At 65.8% G+C, this 20,199-nt stretch carries 17 protein-coding genes; 10 read left to right on the forward strand and 7 right to left on the reverse strand.

The features are described from left to right. Positions 1-16: 16 nt before the first annotated feature. Both CH251_RS18075 and CH251_RS18080 read right to left on the reverse strand, forming a co-directional pair. Positions 17-1,411, reverse strand: a complete 1,395-nt coding sequence (locus tag CH251_RS18075; protein WP_094614337.1) for an alpha/beta-hydrolase family protein — start codon at positions 1,409-1,411, stop codon at positions 17-19. Next, positions 1,408-2,064, reverse strand: a complete 657-nt coding sequence (locus tag CH251_RS18080) for a hypothetical protein (protein WP_256979152.1) — start codon at positions 2,062-2,064, stop codon at positions 1,408-1,410. The genes CH251_RS18075 and CH251_RS18080 overlap by 4 nt, the downstream gene beginning before the upstream one ends. A 229-nt stretch (positions 2,065-2,293) precedes the next feature. Between CH251_RS18080 and CH251_RS18085 the strand changes: the two genes are divergently transcribed. The 3 genes from CH251_RS18085 to CH251_RS18095 all read left to right on the forward strand — a co-directional run bounded on the left by CH251_RS18085 (position 2,294) and on the right by CH251_RS18095 (position 5,274). After that, a complete protein-coding gene (locus CH251_RS18085; RefSeq protein ID WP_094614338.1) occupies positions 2,294-3,469 on the forward strand; it encodes a sensor histidine kinase in 1,176 nt (391 codons plus the stop codon). Between the two features lie 9 nt (positions 3,470-3,478). Next, on the forward strand, positions 3,479-4,141 hold the full coding sequence (locus CH251_RS18090; protein ID WP_094614514.1) for a response regulator transcription factor: 663 nt from the start codon (positions 3,479-3,481) through the stop codon (positions 4,139-4,141). A 101-nt stretch (positions 4,142-4,242) separates the two neighbouring features. Beyond that, a complete protein-coding gene (locus tag CH251_RS18095) occupies positions 4,243-5,274 on the forward strand; it encodes an ATP-dependent 6-phosphofructokinase (protein WP_094614339.1) in 1,032 nt (343 codons plus the stop codon). A 20-nt stretch (positions 5,275-5,294) separates the two neighbouring features. Here CH251_RS18095 and CH251_RS18100 read toward each other — a convergent pair whose 3' ends face one another. Next, positions 5,295-5,759, reverse strand: a complete 465-nt coding sequence (locus CH251_RS18100) for an acyl-CoA thioesterase (protein ID WP_256979169.1) — start codon at positions 5,757-5,759, stop codon at positions 5,295-5,297. A gap of 126 nt (positions 5,760-5,885) precedes the next feature. On the opposite strand from CH251_RS18100, the gene gatB reads away from it, so the two are divergent. Further along, complete coding sequence (gene gatB, locus CH251_RS18105; protein ID WP_094614341.1) at positions 5,886-7,397, forward strand: Asp-tRNA(Asn)/Glu-tRNA(Gln) amidotransferase subunit GatB; 1,512 nt, start codon at positions 5,886-5,888, stop codon at positions 7,395-7,397. Positions 7,398-7,457: 60 nt separating this feature from the next. On the opposite strand, the gene CH251_RS18110 is transcribed toward gatB, so the two are convergent. After that, a complete protein-coding gene (locus tag CH251_RS18110; RefSeq protein WP_094614342.1) occupies positions 7,458-8,606 on the reverse strand; it encodes a sorbosone dehydrogenase family protein in 1,149 nt (382 codons plus the stop codon). 93 nt (positions 8,607-8,699) lie between these two features. Here CH251_RS18110 and CH251_RS18115 point away from each other — a divergent pair, with 93 nt between their 5' ends. Beyond that, entirely contained in the window at positions 8,700-9,680 is a 981-nt protein-coding gene (locus CH251_RS18115) for a DoxX family protein (protein ID WP_179273388.1), read from the forward strand. A 75-nt stretch (positions 9,681-9,755) separates the two neighbouring features. Here CH251_RS18115 and ilvD read toward each other — a convergent pair whose 3' ends face one another. Together ilvD and CH251_RS18125 are read right to left on the reverse strand one after the other, a co-directional pair. Further along, on the reverse strand, positions 9,756-11,597 hold the full coding sequence (ilvD, locus tag CH251_RS18120) for a dihydroxy-acid dehydratase (RefSeq protein WP_094614344.1): 1,842 nt from the start codon (positions 11,595-11,597) through the stop codon (positions 9,756-9,758). Positions 11,598-11,657: 60 nt separating this feature from the next. Beyond that, a complete protein-coding gene (locus tag CH251_RS18125; RefSeq protein WP_179273387.1) occupies positions 11,658-12,113 on the reverse strand; it encodes a PH domain-containing protein in 456 nt (151 codons plus the stop codon). A gap of 350 nt (positions 12,114-12,463) precedes the next feature. Between CH251_RS18125 and CH251_RS18130 the strand changes: the two genes are divergently transcribed. The 5 genes from CH251_RS18130 (at position 12,464) to CH251_RS18150 (ending at position 18,822) form a co-directional block, all read left to right on the forward strand. Beyond that, complete coding sequence (locus CH251_RS18130; RefSeq protein WP_094614345.1) at positions 12,464-14,419, forward strand: acetolactate synthase large subunit; 1,956 nt, start codon at positions 12,464-12,466, stop codon at positions 14,417-14,419. Continuing rightward, positions 14,416-14,919 carry an acetolactate synthase small subunit gene (gene ilvN, locus CH251_RS18135; protein ID WP_032397758.1) on the forward strand — a complete coding sequence of 168 codons (504 nt, stop codon included), beginning with the start codon at positions 14,416-14,418 and terminating at the stop codon, positions 14,917-14,919. The genes CH251_RS18130 and ilvN overlap by 4 nt, the downstream gene beginning before the upstream one ends. Positions 14,920-14,979: 60 nt before the next feature. After that, positions 14,980-15,981 (forward strand): ketol-acid reductoisomerase, encoded by a 1,002-nt coding sequence (gene ilvC / locus CH251_RS18140; protein WP_170944858.1) that lies wholly within the window; start codon positions 14,980-14,982, stop codon positions 15,979-15,981. 185 nt (positions 15,982-16,166) lie between these two features. After that, complete coding sequence (gene serA / locus CH251_RS18145) at positions 16,167-17,762, forward strand: phosphoglycerate dehydrogenase (protein ID WP_094614346.1); 1,596 nt, start codon at positions 16,167-16,169, stop codon at positions 17,760-17,762. Positions 17,763-17,811: 49 nt separating this feature from the next. Then, entirely contained in the window at positions 17,812-18,822 is a 1,011-nt protein-coding gene (locus tag CH251_RS18150; protein ID WP_094614347.1) for a 3-isopropylmalate dehydrogenase, read from the forward strand. 81 nt (positions 18,823-18,903) lie between these two features. Here the strand turns inward: CH251_RS18150 and CH251_RS18155 are convergent, their stop codons facing one another. Next, entirely contained in the window at positions 18,904-20,127 is a 1,224-nt protein-coding gene (locus CH251_RS18155) for an MFS transporter (RefSeq protein WP_094614348.1), read from the reverse strand. Positions 20,128-20,199 lie beyond the last annotated feature (72 nt).

A 20,199-nucleotide genomic window follows, 5' to 3' on the forward strand; every position in this document is an offset into this window, starting at 1 on the left:
ACGCCTGGCTCAGCCGTCACCGACACCGCGGCATACTCGTACCCTGGTCGGTTCCGTACCGATGGCCGTGACCGGCACCGACATCGAGAGCGGACGCAAGATCGACGGACGTCTGGACGAAGCTCACCACGGGCAGCCACATCGGCATCGGCGCGTCGGGTCGGGTGGTCGACGTGCTCGGCGGTGACCACAGTAGGTCGGCCGACCATCGAACGACGGGGTCCGAGGAATTGGCGAGTACCGTTGCGCCGTCGGTGTTCACCGCCCCGGCGGGTGGACCTGCCCATACGGCACCGCAGATGCGCGAATCCGTATGCCGAAGAGCCAGATACGCGTCGCTGCCCGCCACCGCACCCAAACTCTGGCCGTACACGATGATGTCGGGCGGTGTCGGTTCCGATGCCGCGCGCTTCGCCACCGCGCGAACCACCGCGTCCGCGGAGCTGCGTGCGTCGTCCTCGGCGAACAGGAATGTCGCCCAACTGGGCGCGCGCGAGTACTGCACCGCCACGATGGCGACGTCACCGCCGAATCTGCTCTCGGCACCGGTGACGGCATTCTCGTCCACCCATCCCGATCCGGTCGGTATCGCGACGACCACGACGCTGCGCTGGAAACCCCCGGCTCGATCCAGGTCCGCGACGGCCAACGCGACTCTCCGATCGAGCGTCGAGGCCGAATCGAGCCCCACGTAGGCCCGCACGCTGCTGGGGTCGAGACCGCCGGAGACGAACTTGCGGCCCTCTGCGCCGAGCGTGCGCCACGGGACGAGCGAGGTGAGAGCTCCTGATCTCGTGTTCGAGTTCGGAGTGGACACCGCGTCGTCCACAACGGAGTTCGAGGCCGAGAACGAGTCCGACACGGCAGACCCGATCGCAGGCGCGGCAACGAAATACGACAGCAGACCGGCGACGGCAACCAGAATCACCGATCGACCACCGCCGAGTGTGCCGCCGATTCGGGTGGCCGCACGGCCGAGTCCGCAGAGAACCGCAGCAACACAGATCGCCCCTGCCGCCACCTCCGCTGCGTACCGCCAGTCCACCGTCTCGACGTCCATGGCGACCCGTAATCGGTTCTGCCACAGAACATTCGCAGTCGACGAACCGATCGATATCGATGTCCCGACACCCGCTGCCCAGGCCTGTATGCGCCGCCGAGCACGCGTGTGTGGGCAGAACACGCGCCGGGCCGACCATGCCGCCGCGAGCGCACTCGCCATAAGCACGCCGGTGAACAATGCCTGGGTGACGGCCGGCCGTGGAAGCAACGAGGGAGCCGACGACACCATCACCGCAACGGTGAGGGCCACCGAGGTACCGACTCGGGGGAGTCGGACACTCGTCTCGGGCGGGGCAGACGGGCGAGCGGTACCGGCAACTTCGGGGCCTGCGACGATCGGCGCGATCATGCGGGCGCGATCGGTCGGGACACCGACTCGGTGGACAGTGCGCGTCGGCGCGCATATCTGCCGGTCGCGGTGACCGACAGCGCAATCAGAACGATCCCCGCGCCGCCCAGGGTGAAAGGCAATGCGGGCTCGGCCACCGGTGCGCCGAAGGACTGTCGCCAGGAGTTGACGTCGACGGCCGCGGCAGCCACCGATGCGGCGGCGTCGCAGACCTGGCGGGGCCCGTCGTCGGCCCGGTCCGTGCATGCGGCGTGCATACGCCCCTCCAACTGAGCATCGATGGATCGGCGCCACTGCGGGTCCACTGTCTTTCCCGTGGCAGCGGCGTACCGAATCAGGTCGTAGCCCAGATCGTGAGCCTTGCATGCGGAATCGAACTCGGCCGGCAGCGGAACGGGCGACGAACAGTCGCCGTGTGGGTTCTCTGCCATGTCGTCCTGCACCCGAGGCCGGTACCCCATCACCGATCCGAAGTCGTCGGGGATGGTCAGGGCGGCGGCGTCCGCCGACTCGGTGACCAGTGCGTGCACCGAGACCGCGACAGGCGAAGTCGAGTCTGCGGCCGGCGGTGTCGATGCCGCGCCGGTCGTTGCCGTCACCGCTAAGATCGCTGCAACCGTGCACATCCCGGCGCGAAAAGTGTTCCTGTTCATGGCTTTCGACGCTAGGGAGTGGCGTACCCATCGAACATCGCACCGAAGTCTCGTTCTGCCGTGCTGCATCGGTCGTTTGCCAGGGTCGACCCGATACTTCGATACTGCACAGAACTGATACCCAGGTATGACGACCTCGTCGGCCCACACTCCCTAGGCTCGGTGAGTGCGAAAGAACAGATCAGGAGACGCCGAGTTCGGAGTGGTTCGGCGTCGAGTGCCGACCCGAATGGGTGGATTCCGCTCGATCGATGTGCTGATCGTTGCGGTCACTGCGCTGCTGTACTCGATTGCGTGGCCGACTCTGCCGGTCACACATCAGGTCTCGGGTCCGCTACTGCCCATCGTCGGCGCACTCGCCGCTTTTCCGTTCGCCTTGATCCGCGTCAATCCTGCACTGGGATGGGCCGTCTCGGCTCTGTTCGCTCTGGTGATCCCGGTGGCGTTCGACCGCGTTCCCGGCTACGACTACCCGTGGCAGGTAGTACACATTCTCGTTCTCCTGGCGTTGTTGTTCGCCGTCGCGGTCCGGTCGCCCATGTCGGTGCTGCTCGTTGCTTGGCCGGCCAGCATGCTGGTGTTCTTCGCCTACATGCCGGGCGCGGACGGGGTCGGCTGGTCGGTGGGTCTGACTGCGGTCGTGGTGTTCGGACTGCTGATCCGCTGGCTCGTTCTCTCCCGTAGGCAGCTCGCGCAGCAAGAGGAAGTCAGTGAGCTCGAGCGCACCCGACGCACCGTTCTCGAGGAGAAGGCCAAGATCGCCCGCGATCTGCACGACGTCGTTGCGCACCACATGTCGATGGTGGTCGTGCAGGCGCAGAGCGCGCAGTATCGACTCGACGATGTATCCGACTCTGCAGCAAAGGAATTCGAGTCGATCGCAGTCACTGCCCGGGAGGCGCTCAACGAGATCCGGGGAATGCTCGGGGTGCTGCGCAGCGACGGACAGCAGTGGCAGGACGCACCGGCACCGAATGCACTCGATCTCGAACGCACTCTGCACGCGAGCCGCAAGGCAGGTATGGACGTGCGGTGGACTGTCACCGGTCGGATCGAATCGATCTCCGACACAACAGGGTTGGCGCTGTACCGAATTCTGCAGGAGTCGCTGTCCAATGCAGCGCGGCACGCCCCCGGGTCCGCGGTGACCGTCGACATCACGGTCGGGCCGAGCACGGTCGTCATGACCGTGCGCAATGCACCGTCACCGAGCGCGAGTGTCGGACGCACCGCTGGAGCCGATACCGGTGGGCACGGGATAGCAGGTATGGGCGATCGTGCGCGCGCGGCGCACGGCTGGCTGCATGCCACCGATCTGCCCGACGGCGGATTCGAGGTCGCCGTGCACGTTCCGAACGGCATGCCGATCTCGACGGCACCGGTTGTTCGGCACGATCTCGCCTAGGCTGTGCGCGTGGCTACAACGGTGTTCATCGCCGACGACCAAGCAATGGTGCGGCAGGGGTTCGGTGCCCTTCTCGGTGCTCAGGCCGACATCTCGGTCGTCGGAGACGCCGACAACGGCAGGACCGCGGTCAGCGAGGTCGCCCGGCTGTTGCCCGACGTGGTGCTGATGGACGTTCGGATGCCCGAGATGAACGGTCTCGATGCCGCTCGCGCAATTCTCTCTGCGTCACTTCCGTCACCGGTGCGCATTCTGATGCTGACGACGTTCGACATCGACGATTACGTCTACGAGGCCCTTGCTCTCGGTGCGAGTGGTTTTCTGCTCAAGGATGCACCGGCCGAGGAGCTGATCAGAGGTGTTCGGGTCGTCGCCGCAGGCGATGCGTTGCTGGCACCGTCGGTGACGAGACGGCTCATCGCCGACGTCACCTCCCGGCGCGGATCGCGGCGACACACGTCTGTGCGTCTGAGCGATCTGACTCCGCGGGAACGCGAGGTTCTCGAACTCGTCGCCACCGGCATGTCCAACTCCGAGATAGCGGGCTCACTGTTCCTGGCCGAGCAGACCGTGAAAACACACGTCGGCAAGGTTCTCGCGAAACTCGGACTGCGCGATCGCGCCCAGGCGGTCGTACTGGCATACGAGACCGGCGTCGTCACGCCGAAGTGACGACCGAACGGTACCGACGCGCGCAGCATCCCACGCCCGATTAGGCTGACGTCCGTCACCGGGTCCGCTTCACGGACCTGCGAGCAGAGAGGCGAAAATCGATGCGCATCGGAGTTCTGACCGGAGGCGGCGATTGCCCAGGGCTCAATGCGGTGATTCGCGCAGTCGTACGCACCGCGGACGCGCGGTACGGCTCCACTGTCGTCGGTTTCCAGGACGGATGGCGCGGGCTTCTCGAAGACCGTCGGGTGCAACTGCGCAACGACGACCGCAACGACCGGTTGCTCACCAAGGGCGGCACGATGCTCGGCACCGCGCGCACCAATCCCGATGTGTTGCGCGCCGGACTCGACCGAGTCAAGCAGACCCTGGAGGACAACGGCATCGACGTGTTGATCCCGATCGGTGGCGAAGGGACCCTCACCGCTGCTGCGTGGTTGTCGGAAGAGGGCGTGCCTGTGGTCGGTGTGCCCAAGACGATCGACAACGACATCGACTGCACCGACGTCACGTTCGGCTTCGACACGGCGTTGACCATCGCCACCGACGCGATCGACCGTCTGCACAGCACCGCCGAATCCCACCAGCGCGTGATGCTCGTCGAGGTGATGGGTCGGCACGCCGGGTGGATCGCTCTGCACGCCGGCCTGGCGTCCGGCTCGCACATGACGCTCATCCCCGAGCAGCCGTTCGACGTCGAAGAGGTGTGCACCTTGGTGCGCAAGCGTTTTCAGCGTGGGGACTCGCATTTCATCTGCGTCGTGGCCGAGGGTGCCAAGCCGATCGAGGGCTCGATGGAGCTTCTCGACGGCGGTATCGACGAGTTCGGCCACGTTCGCTTCACCGGAGTCGCCCACCAGCTCGGTGTCGAGATCGAGCGCCGGATCAACAAGGAAGTACGCACCACGGTGCTCGGCCACGTCCAGCGCGGTGGTACGCCGACGCCGTACGACCGCGTTCTCGCAACACGATTCGGCGTGAACGCGACCGATGCCGCCCATTCGGGAGACTTCGGCAAGATGGTCTCGTTGCGCGGGACCGAGATCGGCCTGGTGTCTCTGGCCGAGGCCACCAAGCAACTCAAGCGGGTACCCCAGACCCGATACGACGACGCCGCCGCATTCTTCGGCTGATCGGGCGGCGGCGTGGGCCGTCAGATGCGACCGGCGGCCTCGTGGATCTCGGCCTCACGTTCCTCGGTCTCGCGGCGTAGTTCGCGCCGTCGCCGCGCGGCCTCGAAACCCTGCGCACCGACCTCGGTGGTCGGCGTCAACTGGGGCAGTGTCTTCGGCTTGCCGTCGTCACCGATCGCCACCATGGTGAAGTAGCAACTGTTGGTGTGGCGTAATTCACCGCGCTGGATGTTCTCGGTTTCCACTCGGATGCCGGCCTCCATGGAGGTGCGGCCGGTGTAGTTGACCGATGCAGAGAACGTGACCAGTTCCCCGACGTGAATGGGTTCGCGAAATACGACGCGATCGACCGACAGAGTGACGACGTAGGCCCCGGCGTAGCGGCTGGCGCAGGCGTACGCCACCTGGTCCAGGAACTTGAGGATCGTGCCGCCGTGGACATTGCCGGAGAAGTTGGCCATGTCGGGTGTCATCAGCACGGTCATGGCCAGTGTCTGTTTCTCTGGGGGAGTCACCCGTGCACGGTAACGAGTGCACGTGGTTACTCGCGCGTCGTACGGGAGTGGAGCCTGCAGGAATGACCCAGGTAGTCGGTGCATAAACTACTGACCATGACTGCTGCAACCGTCGATTTGATCGATTACGACGATGTGCTCGCCAAGTTCGACCCCGTGTTGGGCATGGAGGTCCATGTGGAGTTGGGCACGGCGACCAAGATGTTCTGCGGCTGCCCCACCGAGTTCGGTGCCGAGCCGAACACGCAGGTGTGCCCGGTGTGCCTGAGCCTTCCCGGTGCGCTTCCGGTGGTGAACGCGGCTGCCGTGGAGTCGGCGATTCGGATCGGGCTGGCTCTCAATTGCTCGATCACCCCGTGGGGGCGGTTCGCTCGCAAGAACTATTTCTACCCGGATCAGCCGAAGAACTATCAGATCTCGCAGTACGACGAGCCCATCGCGACCGAGGGCTACCTCGATGTGCTGCTCGACGACGGCAGTACGTTCCGCGTCGAGATCGAGCGTGCGCACATGGAGGAGGACACCGGTAAGTCGACGCACGTCGGCGGGGCGACCGGCCGCATCGAGGGGGCGTCGCATTCGCTGCTCGATTACAACCGTGCCGGTGTGCCGTTGGTGGAGATCGTGACCAAGACCATCACGGGGACCGGTGCGCGTGCGCCCGAGGTCGCACGTGCGTACGTCACCGCGCTGCGTGACCTGTTGAAGTCGCTCAACGTGTCCGATGTGCGGATGGATCAGGGCTCCTTGCGCTGCGACGCCAACGTCTCTCTGATGGAGAAGACGGCCACCGAATTCGGAACCCGCACCGAGACCAAGAACGTCAACTCGCTCAAGAGCGTCGAGGTTGCGGTTCGGTACGAGATGCGGCGTCAGGCAGCGGTTCTCGAATCGGGCGGAGAGGTGACGCAGGAGACTCGGCACTTCCAGGAGTCGGACGGCACCACCACCCCGGGCCGCAAGAAGGAAACCGCGGAGGATTACCGGTACTTCCCCGAGCCCGATCTCGCGCCCGTCGCTCCCGACGCGGCATGGATCGAAGAGCTTCGCGCGACGCTTCCCGAGCTGCCGTGGTTGCGCCGCGGCCGTATCCAGAAGGACTGGGGTGTTTCCGACGAGGAGATGCGTGACCTGGTGAATTCCGGCGCCCTCGAACTCGTCGCGGCCACGGTGGACGCGGGTGCATCGCCGCAGGCTGCGCGGTCCTGGTGGGTGTCGTACCTGTCTCAGCAGGCCAACATTGCCGGAGTCGAGTTGGCCGATCTGTCGATCACCCCGGCCCAGGTCGCGGAAGTGGCCGCGTTGGTCTCCGACGGAAAGTTGAACAACAACGGTGCCCGTCAGGTGGTGGACGGGGTGCTGGCCGGTGAAGGCGAGCCGGCGCAGGTGATGTCTGCGCGAAATCTCGTGCTGGAGAAGGACGACACCAAGTTGCAGGCCGCCGTCGACGAGGCGCTCGCCGCGAATCCCGGTGTGGTCGAGAAGATCCGCAGCGGCAAGGTTCAGGCCGCCGGGGCCATCGTCGGTGCGGTGATGAAGGCGACCCGCGGTCAAGCCGATGCCGCTCGCGTCAAGGAACTCGTACTCGAGGCCTGCGGCCAGCCCTGATCACGACCGAGAACGACTGCGGCCGAGCGCGATACGCGCTCGGCCGCAGTCGTTTCTCGCTCAGTCGAAGCCGCCTCCGCCGCCGCCGGGGAACGGCACCTTGACGACGCGGTCGTCGGTGGGTCCGACGGTCGGCCCGTTCTTGTTGACGGTGCCCACCAGAATCTGCCCATCGGCCGAACTCGTCGCACCGTTCAACTGGCCGTATTCGTCCTGGATGAGCAGTGTCGGTTCGGCCGAGACAGCTCCGGTGTTCGGGTCCGTGGTCAGTGCTGCAACAGCTTTGGCCGTCGTGAGGGCTACGGCCACTCCACCTGCGCCCGCTGCGCATCCGGCGACACCGGGACGGTCCGGCCACGTCCACACCGGGTTGAACACCGCTCCGAGAGTATCGATGCGCTGCAGGCGATCCTCCAGCGCGGTGCGGTCGGTGACGTAGATGTTTCCGGTGCCGTCGGTGCAGACGTCGCCCGCCGTACCGATGCCGCTCAGTGCGATCTGCGGGCGCGGCGGGTTCGTCGTCGGGGACAGCGACGTCACCCTCAACAGCTTGCCGGACAGGGAGTTCGGGCTCGCGGCCGCGGCTGGATCGCCGTTGTCGCCGGTGAGGACCAGTAGTTCGTTCGGCGTGTAGAAGTCGATCGCTCCGCGATTGCCCGTCGCGCCGCGGGGGATGCCGGTCAGGATGTCCTTGGGTACATCGCCCTGAGCGAGTCGGACCACCCTGGTGTCCGCGGATGTGGTGATGAGGGCGTAGAGCAAACCGTCTTCGATGTACGTCGGAGACAGCGCGATGTCGAGAAGGCCGCCGTCACCGGTGCCGTCGACGTCGATTCGAGCGACCTCGACCGGCGTCCGGCCTGCAGCGACCTCCATGATGCGACCGGTGCGACGCTCTGCAACCAGAGCCGACTGTCCGTCGGGGAGCGCGACGAGCCCGCCCGTGGTGTCCAGACATGTCGCGATCACCGCCGAATCCGGGTCGACACACGGGCCGGACGGCGGGGGCGGTGCGTTCGGATCGGACGGCGGCGGCGTCTCACTGGGGGTCGTCGGCTCCAGCTCGGCCGCACCCACCTCCGGCGCAGGAGTGAACGGCGACGCATTCGAGTCGTCGAAACGGGCGCACCCGGCGAGCAGGGCTGCGGTCATCGACAGGGCGACGACGGCAGCGGTTGCAGTTCGTGGCGACGCTCCGACCGGCTTCATACTTCGAACGTTACGGAACGTGGAGGGAGACACGCCACGCGGCCGTGAGCGTGGACATCGGTGAGGAGCGCACATCGGCTCTACTGTGGAGAGGTGACCGATACACCGCGCGACCCCAACCGGCCGGATCAGTCGTACGAACCGGCCGAGAGCCCGTACGACAATCCCACGGAGAAGATTCCACCCTCGCGCTCCACGTCGGCGTCCGACCGCACCGACGCCTCGGGTACGCCGACCACGGCGTTCGGTGCTCAGCGCTCGGACCGACTGCCGCGAACCGACGACGAACTCGACTTTCCGCATTCCTCGTCGTCCGACGCTCGCTCGGCCGACGCACGCTCGGCCGACGCACAGCCCACGGAGAAGATGCAGACCTATCGGCCGTCCGCGTTCGCCGATTCGTCGACCGATCGCCCATCGACTTCCGAGAGCACGTCGTCGAGTGCGTACTCCGATCGCTCCACCGAGTACCTCGGGACAACCGCGGCCGCAGCGCCCGCGGCGGCCGTTGCCCCGGAGCCCGAAGTTCGTACCGAGACCGTCGAGGTTCCCGCACGCCGCGGCAGCACCGACCTGGGTCTGTTCGTCCTCCGTGTCACCATCGGAGCGGTGTTTCTCGGTCATGGACTGCAGAAGCTCGTCGGATTGTGGAACGGCCCGGGCCTCGACGGATTTCAGAACCTGTTGGAGAGTTCGGGATTCCGCTACTCGGAAATTCTCGCGATCGCGGCCGCGGCGGGCGAAACCCTCGGTGGAGCGCTGCTGATCCTGGGTCTGGCGACACCATTGGCGGGCGCGGCCGTGCTGGCCACGATCATCAACGCCTGGTGCTTCAAGCAGGCCGTCGAGCCGGGATTGCAATTCTCCGGCACCGGCGGCGTGGAGTACGAGACGGTCCTCGGCTTCGCTGCAGCCGCGATCATCCTCACCGGCCCGGGACGCATCGCGTTCGACGGCCGACGCGGATGGGCCACCCGCCCGCGGATCGGTTCGTTCCTCGCGCTCGTCGTCGGCATCGCCGCAGGCGTATGCATCTGGATCTTCCTCAACGGGGCCAACCCCGTCGTTCGCTGACCCCGGACACGCACCCGACCACGTGAGCGGAACTTCGTAGCAGGCTACGAAGTTCCGCTCACGTGGTTTTCACCCTCAGGGGACGTAGCGAACAGCACCCTTGTCCGCCGATGTCGCCAAGGCGGCGTAGGCGCGCAGAGCGGTGGTGACCGTGCGCTGGCGATCGACCGGCTGCCACGGACGCTCGGACGCGTTCATCTTCGCGCGTCGCGTCTCGAGGGTCTCGTCGTCGACGAGGATCTCCAGAGTGCGGGTGGCGACGTCGATTCGCACCTGGTCACCGTTCTCGACGAGTCCGATCACACCGCCTGCGGCGGCCTCTGGGGAGATGTGTCCGATGGACAGTCCCGACGTTCCACCGGAGAAGCGTCCGTCGGTGATCAAGGCGCAGACCTTGCCCAGTCCGGCACCCTTGAGGAAGGCCGTCGGGTGCAGCATTTCCTGCATACCCGGACCGCCCTTGGGTCCCTCGTAACGAACGACCAGCACGTCACCGGGCCGAATCTTCTTCTGCAGGATGGCCGAGACGGCTTCTTCCTGCGACTCGACGACCAACGCCGGACCCTGAAACGAGAACAGGTCCTCGTCGATGCCTGCGGTCTTGAGGATCGCACCGTCGACGGCGATGTTGCCGCGGAGTACCACCAGGCCACCCTCGACGGTGTAGGCGTGTTCGAGATCGCGGATGCAGCCGCCTGCGGCGTCCGTGTCGAGCGAGGACCAACGGTTGCTCGTGGAGAAAGGTTCGACGGTGCGGACACCACCCGGGGCGGCGTGGAACAACTCGACGGCCTCGGCGGACGCCTTGCCGGATCGAATGTCCCAGGTGTCGAGCCATTCGTCGAAACTCTTCGTGTGCACGGTCGAGACGTCGGTCTCGAGCAGGTTCGCGCGTCGCAGTTCGCCGAGGAGAGCCGGGATTCCACCGGCACGGTGCACATCTTCCATGTGGTAGTCGGAATTGGGGGAGACCTTCGACAGGCACGGGACCTTGCGGCTGATGGCGTCGATGGAGTCGAGGTCGAAGTCGACCTCGCCTTCCTGCGCGGCAGCGAGGGTGTGCAGCACCGTATTGGTGGATCCGCCCATCGCCACATCGAGAGCCATGGCATTGCGGAACGCGGCCGGAGTGGCGATGTTGCGGGGGAGCACGGATTCGTCCTCGTCGCGGTAGTACTTCAGCGCCGCCTCGACGATGGTGGTGCCTGCCCGCGTGAACAGCGCCCGGCGGGCCTCGTGAGTGGCCAGGGTGGAGCCGTTGCCGGGCAATGCCAGGCCGAGCGCCTCGGTGAGGCAGTTCATCGAGTTGGCCGTGAACATGCCCGAGCAGGACCCGCACGTGGGGCACGCGCTGCGCTCGACCTCGTCGAGGCCCGCCTCGGACACGGCGTCGTTGGCGCTGGCGGAGATCGCGGTGATCAGGTCGGTCGGTGCCTGCGCGACGCCGTCGACCACCACCGCCTTGCCTGCCTCCATCGGTCCACCGGAGACGAAGACGGCCGGGATGTTCAGGCGCATCGCGGCATTGAGCATGCCGGGAGTGATCTTGTCGCAGTTCGAGATGCAGACGAGTGCGTCGGCGGTGTGGGCGTTGGCCATGTACTCGACGGAGTCGGCGATGATCTCGCGGCTGGGCAGCGAGTACAACATGCCGCCATGGCCCATGGCGATCCCGTCGTCGACGGCGATGGTGTGGAACTCCCGGGGAACGCCGCCTGCAGCTCGGACGGCGTCGGCGACGATCTCGCCGACGTTCTTCAGATGCACGTGGCCGGGAACGAACTGGGTGTAGGAGTTCGCGATGGCGACGATGGGTTTTCCGAAGTCCGAATCGGTCATTCCGGTGGCGCGCCACAGCGAGCGTGCGCCCGCGGCATTGCGTCCGACAGTGGTGACCCGTGAGCGTAGCGGCGGCATAGTGCGTTGTCCTCGTTCGTTGCAGCGGTTTCTCGCATCGACGAGATTACTCGCCGTCGACTACTGCTCCTTCGGTGCCTGCTCGCCGTCACCCTCGGCGTCGTCGGCTTCGTCACGGTCTCGATCCTCCGCGGCGGCAGCGGCGGCTGCCGCGGCATAGGGGTCGGTGATGCGGCCGCCGCTGGCCGCGGCGAGTTGAGGGAGTAGATCGAATCGCACCAGCGGCAGTGACTTCTCGCTCTTGTCGGTCAGGACCACACGCGCCCAGCGACGATCGGGGAAGTGCAGACCAGCCACCGATTCCCATGCGATCACGTCCGAACCCACGAACCGTCGAGCCGTGATGGCCTCGGGAGAGATGACCGTGCGCACTCGAAACACCCAGATGCCCGCGACGATGGGCAGGATCAACAGCCATCCCATGGCAATGGGCCAGCTGGCGGCAGTCAGTCCGGTGCCGAACAGCAGTAGTCCGACGCCGAGGAGGGCGAGGCGAGGTACTCGAATGACCTGCACTGTCGATGGTTGCGGTCCCTCGGCACCGTTCGGTGACTCGGGTGCGGTGTGGGATGATGGCCGAGGTGGTTCGGACTGCTGCGAAGACGACACCCATTCATCTTCGCATTGCATCTACGCGATCTCACATAATGGGATTGCGTCGTGACGAGTTTGACTCTTCCCTGTGCGCGCGCCTACCGTCGAGCGCGTGAAGCGGAATTGGATACTCGTAATCGGCCGGCGCGTCAACGCCTGAGCCGGTTGTTCAAACTCGCATCGACGCGCCACCCTCGTACAGCTCACGCTGACGGGGGTTTTTTCTTGCCCAGAGATCGCCCAGCAATTTCACATTCCTGAGGAAGCAATCAGTGAGCGCACCAACCGCACGCCCAGGGCCCACGACCCGTAAGTCGGGGACAGCGTCCAGCCCGTCGACCAGCCCGTCCGCAGAAGCGGCGACCAACGGATCGCGACGCCACGTCGCGCCGGAGAAGGTCACCGGCGCACAGTCGGTCGTTCGGGCCCTCGAAGAACTCGACGTCGACACCGTATTCGGCATTCCCGGAGGCGCGGTTCTCCCGGTCTACGACCCGCTCTTCGACTCCGTGAAGGTGCGCCACATTCTGGTGCGCCACGAGCAGGGTGCGGGCCACGCCGCGACCGGCTACGCCCAGGCGACCGGCAAGGTCGGCGTCTGCATGGCAACGTCCGGTCCCGGCGCGACCAACCTCGTGACCCCGCTCGCCGACGCTCAGATGGATTCGGTTCCCGTCGTCGCGATCACCGGTCAGGTCGCCCGCAGCCTGATCGGGACGGACGGCTTCCAGGAAGCCGACATCTCGGGCATCACGATGCCGGTCACCAAGCACAACTTCCTCATCACCGACGGTGCCGACATCCCGCGCATCATGGCCGAGGCGTTCTACATCGCCTCCTCGGGCCGTCCCGGTGCCGTGCTCGTAGACATCCCCAAGGACGTGCTGCAGGCGCAGACCACGTTCTCGTGGCCGCCGGAGATGCGTCTGCCCGGCTACCGTCCGGTCACCAAGCCGCACGGCAAGCAGGTCCGCGAAGCAGCCCGCTACATCGCCGACGCCAAGCAGCCGGTGCTGTACGTCGGCGGCGGCGTCATCAAGGCCAACGCCTCGGCAGAGCTGCTCGAGCTCGCCGAACTGACCGGAATTCCCGTCGTCACCACTCTGATGGCTCGCGGTGTGTTTCCCGACTCGCACAATCAGAACCTCGGAATGCCGGGCATGCACGGCACCGTCGCCGCAGTCGCCGCGCTGCAGCGCAGCGACCTGCTGATCACGCTCGGGGCCCGGTTCGACGACCGCGTCACCGGCCAGCTCTCGTCGTTCGCGCCGAACGCCAAGGTCATCCACGCCGATATCGACCCGGCCGAGATCGGCAAGAACCGGTACGCGGACGTGCCGATCGTGGGCGACTGCCGTGAGGTCATCACCGAGCTCATCGAGGCGCTGCGGGCGGACCGGGCGACCGGAACCACGCTCGATCTCGAGCAGTGGTGGGTCTACCTGAACGGCATCCGCAAGACCTACCCGCTGAGCTACGACCGACCGGCCGACGGATCGATGTCACCGGAGTTCGTCATCAGCTCGGTCGGCAAGTTCGCCGGACCCGACGCGATCTACTGCGCAGGCGTCGGTCAGCACCAGATGTGGGCAGCGCAGTTCATCAACTACGAGAAGCCGCGTACGTGGCTCAACTCGGGTGGCCTGGGCACGATGGGGTACGCGGTCCCGGCCGCGATGGGTGCCAAGAGGGGCCTCCCCGACGCCGAGGTGTGGGCCATCGACGGCGATGGATGCTTCCAGATGACCAACCAGGAACTGGCGACCTGCGCGGTCGAGGGAATCCCGATCAAGGTCGCGCTCATCAACAACGGCAACCTCGGCATGGTCCGCCAGTGGCAGACCCTGTTCTACGAGGAGCGCTACTCCAACACCAATCTCGGTACCCACGGTGCCGTCCGCATCCCCGATTTCGTGAAGCTCGCCGAGGCCCTGGGTTGCGTCGGGCTGCGGTGCGAGCGAGAAGAGGACGTCGATGCGGTGATCGCGCAGGCCCGAGCGATCAACGATCGTCCGGTCGTCATCGACTTCATCGTCGGAGCCGACGCGCAGGTGTGGCCGATGGTCGCTGCCGGAACCGGCAACGACGAGATCATGGCCGCCCGCGGAATCCGTCCGCTGTTCGACGAGGACGAGACCGTGGGAAGCGAGCCCGGCCTCGACGAGGCCATGGAGCGCGAGCAGGCCCCGCACCCGCAGATCGACGACGTGAAAGGCACCGACAAGTGAGCACGAGCCATACCCTCAGCGTCCTCGTCGAGGACAAGCCAGGTGTGCTGGCCCGCGTCGCCGCGCTGTTCTCGCGCCGTGGATTCAACATCTCCTCGCTTGCCGTCGGTGGCACCGAGATTCCCGAGATCTCGCGGATGACGATCGTGGTCACCGTCGACGAATTCCCGCTCGAGCAGGTGACCAAGCAGCTCAACAAGCTCATCAACGTCATCAAGATCGTCGAGCAGGACGACGACTCCTCGGTGGCTCGCGAGTTGGTGCTGATCAAGGTCCGCGCCGATGCCAGTGTGCGCAGTGAGGTCATCGAAACGGTGAACCTGTTCCGCGCCAAGGTGATCGACGTGTCTCCCGAGGCCGTGACGGTCGAGGCGACGGGCACCCGCTCGAAGCTCGATGCGTTGTTGAAGATGTTGGACCCCTATGGAATTCGAGAAATAGTTCAGTCGGGAGTCGTTGCCGTCGGACGTGGACCGAAATCGATCACAGCGTCGCGCTGAGCGACGGACGTGATTTTCAGCGAAATCGAAGAGGAAAGGTTACAAACAGTGGCAGTCGAGATGTTCTACGACGACGATGCTGATCTGTCGATCATCCAGGGCCGCAAGGTCGCTGTGATCGGTTACGGAAGCCAGGGCCACGCGCACTCGCTGAGCCTGCGCGATTCCGGTGTCGATGTGCGCATCGGCCTGGCAGCGGGCTCGAAGTCCCGCGCCAAGGCGGAGGAGCAGGGCCTGAAGGTCGGCACTCCCGCCGAGGTGTCCGAATGGGCCGACGTGATCATGGTGCTCGCACCCGACACCGCGCAGGCCAAGATCTTCTCCGAGGAGATCGAGCCCAACCTGAAGGACGGCGACGCGCTGTTCTTCGGCCACGGACTCAACATCCACTTCGACCTGATCAAGGCTCCGGAGTTCGTCACCGTCGGCATGGTCGCACCCAAGGGCCCCGGCCACCTCGTGCGTCGCCAGTTCGTCGACGGCAAGGGTGTTCCCGCGCTCATCGCCATCGACCAGGACCCCAAGGGTGAAGGCCAGGCACTTGCCCTGTCCTGGGCCAAGGGCATCGGTGGAACGCGCGCAGGCGTCATCAAGACCACGTTCAAGGAAGAGACCGAGACCGACCTCTTCGGCGAGCAGGCCGTGCTGTGCGGTGGCACCGAGGAGCTCGTCAAGACGGGCTTCGAGGTCATGGTCGAGGCCGGATACGCGCCCGAGATGGCGTACTTCGAGGTGCTGCACGAGCTCAAGCTCATCGTCGACCTCATGTACGAGGGCGGCATCGCTCGGATGAACTACTCGGTGTCCGACACCGCGGAGTTCGGTGGCTACCTCTCGGGCCCGCGCGTGATCGATGCAGGCACCAAGGAGCGCATGAAGGCGATCCTGGCCGACATCCAGTCGGGTGAGTTCACCCGTCGCCTGGTCGCCAACGTCGAGAACGGCAACACCGAGCTCGAGGGCCTGCGCAAGGCCAACGCCGAGCACCCCATCGAGGTCACCGGCAAGAAGCTGCGCGACCTGATGAGCTGGGTCGATCGCCCGATCACCGAAACGGCCTGATTCTCATCGAATCACGTTCTCACGCATGCTGATCGAAGGGCACCCCTGCATCCGTAGGGGTGCCCTTCGGTGCGTGAACCAGGTGGCGTCACAGTTCGACGTCTCCGGCCTCTAAACTGTTTCTGCTGCACCAGCTCCGAATTTTCACCGACAACAGTCTCGAACCGACATAGGGAGTTTTTCACGTGAGCCAGCCAGGCCGTCCTGTCGTTCTGATCGCCGACAAACTTGCGCCGTCCACCGTCGAGGCATTGGGCGACGGCGTCGAGGTCCGTTGGGTCGACGGCCCGGATCGCCCCGCGCTGCTCGCCGCGGTTCCCGAGGCCGACGCGATCCTGGTGCGTTCCGCGACCACGGTCGACGCCGAGGTTCTCGCTGCCGGAACCAACCTCAAGATCGTCGCTCGCGCCGGTGTCGGCCTGGACAACGTCGACGTACCTGCAGCCACCGAGCGCGGTGTCCTCGTCGTCAACGCACCGACGTCCAACATTCACACGGCGGCCGAGCATGCAGTGACGCTGCTGCTGTCGGCCGCGCGCCAGATCCCCGCTGCCGACGCCACTCTGCGTCAGCACGAGTGGAAGCGCAGCAAGTTCAACGGTGTCGAGATCTTCGGCAAGACCGTCGGCGTCGTCGGACTCGGCCGCATCGGTCAGCTGTTCGCACAGCGTCTCGCTGCGTTCGAGACCCACATCATCGCCTACGACCCCTACGTCTCGGCTGCGCGTGCCGCCCAGCTCGGCATCGAACTGGTGAGCCTGGACGAGCTGCTCGAGCGCGCCGACATGTTCTCGGTTCACCTGCCGAAGACCCCGGAGACCAAGGGAATCATCGGCAAGGAAGCCCTGGCCAAGACCAAGCCCGGTGTCATCGTCGTCAACGCCGCTCGCGGTGGACTGGTCGACGAGCAGGCCCTGGCCGACGCCATCACCAGTGGCCACGTCTTCGCCGCCGGAATCGACGTCTACGCCTCCGAGCCGTGCACCGACAGCCCCCTGTTCGAGCTGCCGCAGGTCGTCGTCACCCCGCACCTCGGTGCATCGACGACCGAGGCCCAGGACCGCGCGGGCACCGACGTCGCCAAGTCGGTTCTGCTCGCTCTCGCAGGCGAATTCGTGCCCGACGCGGTCAACGTCAAGGGTGGCGCAGTGGGCGAGGAGGTGTCGCCGTGGCTCGAGATCGTGCGTAAGCAGGGTGTGCTGCTCGGCGCTCTGTCCACCGAACTTCCCACGTCGCTGTCGGTCGACGTGCGCGGCGAACTCGCCGCCGAGGACGTCGAGATCCTCAAGCTCTCGGCGTTGCGCGGACTGTTCTCCGCCGTCATCGAGGACTCGGTCACGTTCGTCAACGCCCCGTCGCTCGCCGAGGAGCGTGGCGTCACCGCCGAGGTCACCACGGCGTCCGAGAGCGAGAACCACCGCAGTGTGGTCGACATCCGCGCCGTCTACGGCGACGGTTCGGTGCTCAACGTCGCAGGCACTCTGACCGGCACCACTCAGGTCGAGAAGATCGTCAACATCAACGGTCGCAACTTCGACCTTCGTGCCGAGGGCAAGAACCTCATCGTCAACTACGCGGATCAGCCCGGCAGCCTCGGCCGGATCGGCACCCTGCTCGGCGATGCAGGCATCGACATCCAGGCCGCCGCGCTGAGCCAGGACTCCGAGGGCGACGGTGCGACGATCCTGCTGCGCGTCGACAAGGACGTCCCGGAGGAACTGAGCGCGAGCATCGCCACCGCGGTCGGCGCGTCCACCATCGAACTGGTCGACCTGTCCTGAGCATCGCTCGCAGTCGATCGAACGAAGTCGAAGAATCACGAGGAGTGAGATGAAGCTGGCCGTCATCGCCGGGGACGGAATCGGACCCGAGGTCGTCACCGAGGCGCTCGCCGTGCTCGACGTGGTTGCACCCGGTGCCGAGAAGACCGAGTACGACCTCGGTGCGCGTCGCTACAACGCCACCGGAGAACTGCTGCCGGACTCGGTGTTGGCCGAACTGCGTGAGCACGACGCAATCCTGTTGGGAGCCATCGGTGATCCGTCGGTGCCCAGCGGCGTGCTCGAGCGTGGACTGTTGTTGCGAGCTCGGTTCGAGCTCGATCACCACATCAATCTGCGCCCGGCCAAGCTGTATCCCGGAGTGGTCGGCCCGCTGGCCGGTGACAAGCAGATCGACGTCGTCGTCGTGCGCGAGGGCACCGAGGGTCCGTACACCGGCAACGGTGGAGCGCTTCGCGTCGGAACATCGCACGAGGTGGCCACCGAGGTCAGTGTCAACACCCGCTACGGCGTCGAACGGGTGGTGCGCAACGGTTTCGAGCGGGCTCTGACTCGGCGCAAGCATCTGACGCTGCTGCACAAGACCAATGTGCTCACGTTCGCCGGCAGCCTCTGGGCGCGCACGGTGGACGAGGTCGCGGCCGAGTTCCCGGACGTCGAGGTCGCGTACCAGCACATCGATGCCGCGATGATTCACCTCGTGACCGACCCGGGCCGGTTCGATGTGATCGTCACCGACAATCTGTTCGGAGACATCGTGACAGACCTTTCGGCGGCGGTGACCGGCGGAATCGGTTTGGCCGCAAGCGGAAACATCGATGCGACAGGTACCAATCCGAGCATGTTCGAGCCCGTGCACGGCAGTGCTCCCGACATCGCAGGGCAGCAGAAGGCCGATCCGACGGCCGCGATTCTGTCGGTGTCGTTGTTGCTCGATCATCTCGGTGATGCGGCAGGAGCGGCGCGAGTGGAAGCCGCTGTCGCAGCGGATCTCGCCGAGCGAGGAACGACCACCGCGTCGACGAAGGACATCGGCGCGAGAATCGCAGCGCGTCTGTAGCCGACCCGTCACGACATGCCACGGTGGGCCGACTGCCCACCGTGGCATGTCGTGTTTCTCGGGCATCCCCGCAGTTCCGAATCAGCCGGCGCTGTCGGAATTCTCGTCGGGAATCTCAGGACGTGGATCGTCGGGGACGATCGGCACGGAGAGTGCAGGGAAGATCGCCGACACCAGGAATGCGATGGGAAAGCTGACCGTGGCAAGCGCCCCGAACATCGGCGGTACGGCCGATGCGAACACGTATTGACTCGTGTTCTGCACGCCGAGGGCGCGTCCGCTCCAATACGGTCCCGATATCTCTGCAACAGCGGTGAAGGCGAGACCGTTCGGGGCAACGGTGGCGACGGACGCGACGACGAGCAGGACGATCGCGGCGGGGGAGTCGAACCAGTCGGCGATGCCGAGCCCCAGCATGCTGACGGTGGCGGTAGCCGCAACCCACCGTAGGGGCCGCATGCGGCTACCGACACGATCGGACAGCGCTCCGACGCTCATCCGGCCCAGTGCACCGAGGATCTGGGTGACGGTGACGAGCACGCCTGCGGCCGCAGCAGTCCATCCCCGGTCGGTCATCAGCCACACGAGTGCAAACGTCCAGACCACGTACTGCGGAACCACCAACAGGATGGACGTGGCATGAATGCGCCACAGTTGGCTGCTGCCTCGGTACGGATTGTCGAGCAGACCCTGCGCCGCCGCATCGATACGATTCGGACGGGGCGGGTCGACGACCGCCAGGCACAGCAGGGCGCTCGCCGCGCACACGGCAGCGGGTACGAGCAGTGCCGCTCCGACGCCGTGGTCACGGGCGATGGGTGGGATGGTCAGTGCGGCAAGGGCAACGCCGAGGGGCACCGACATCTGCCTGATACCCATTGCCAGTCCACGGCGGTGCGGCGGGAACCACCCCACCACCACGCGTCCGCTCGCGCTGTTCGCACTGGCCGCTGCCATACCGCCGACCAACAGCAGGACGGCGAGCACCGGGATGGAGGTGCTGACCACTGCGGCGAGACTCGCTGCGGCCGTGAGCCCGAGACCGATCACCAGAACCAGACGTTCGCCGATGCGGTCGACGAGGACGCCCCACGCGATGAGGGTCGACATGATGCCGACGGTGGGCATGGCAACCACGAAACCTGCAGTCGCAAGGCCGAGTCCCCGGTCGTCGTGCAGGGCGGGAATGAGAAATGCAGCACCGTTGATGAAGACGGCGCCCGCAGTCTGCGCGAGCATCCCGAGCACGAGCATGAACCACCGTCGCGTCTCGCCGATGCTGGACAACTGCTTCGTGGCACTCATTCCGGCCTTCCGTCTCACATTATGAACATGCGATCTTGCTATGTGGATCAATTGTGAACATTACACCGGCGA

Source organism: Rhodococcus sp. 06-462-5 (assembly GCF_002258315.1).
GTDB lineage: Bacteria > Actinomycetota > Actinomycetes > Mycobacteriales > Mycobacteriaceae > Rhodococcoides.

Coding starts and splice junctions, on each gene's coding strand:
- CH251_RS18075 (WP_094614337.1), bottom strand. CDS start 1,411: ATGATCGCGCCGATCGTCGCAGGCCCCGAAGTTGCCGGTACCGCTCGC.
- CH251_RS18080 (WP_256979152.1), bottom strand. CDS start 2,064: ATGAACAGGAACACTTTTCGCGCCGGGATGTGCACGGTTGCAGCGATC.
- CH251_RS18085 (WP_094614338.1), top strand. CDS start 2,294: ATGGGTGGATTCCGCTCGATCGATGTGCTGATCGTTGCGGTCACTGCG.
- CH251_RS18095 (WP_094614339.1), top strand. CDS start 4,243: ATGCGCATCGGAGTTCTGACCGGAGGCGGCGATTGCCCAGGGCTCAAT.
- CH251_RS18100 (WP_256979169.1), bottom strand. CDS start 5,759: ATGACCGTGCTGATGACACCCGACATGGCCAACTTCTCCGGCAATGTC.
- gatB (WP_094614341.1), top strand. CDS start 5,886: ATGACTGCTGCAACCGTCGATTTGATCGATTACGACGATGTGCTCGCC.
- CH251_RS18110 (WP_094614342.1), bottom strand. CDS start 8,606: ATGAAGCCGGTCGGAGCGTCGCCACGAACTGCAACCGCTGCCGTCGTC.
- ilvD (WP_094614344.1), bottom strand. CDS start 11,597: ATGCCGCCGCTACGCTCACGGGTCACCACTGTCGGACGCAATGCCGCG.
- ilvC (WP_170944858.1), top strand. CDS start 14,980: ATGTTCTACGACGACGATGCTGATCTGTCGATCATCCAGGGCCGCAAG.
- CH251_RS18150 (WP_094614347.1), top strand. CDS start 17,812: ATGAAGCTGGCCGTCATCGCCGGGGACGGAATCGGACCCGAGGTCGTC.
- CH251_RS18155 (WP_094614348.1), bottom strand. CDS start 20,127: ATGAGTGCCACGAAGCAGTTGTCCAGCATCGGCGAGACGCGACGGTGG.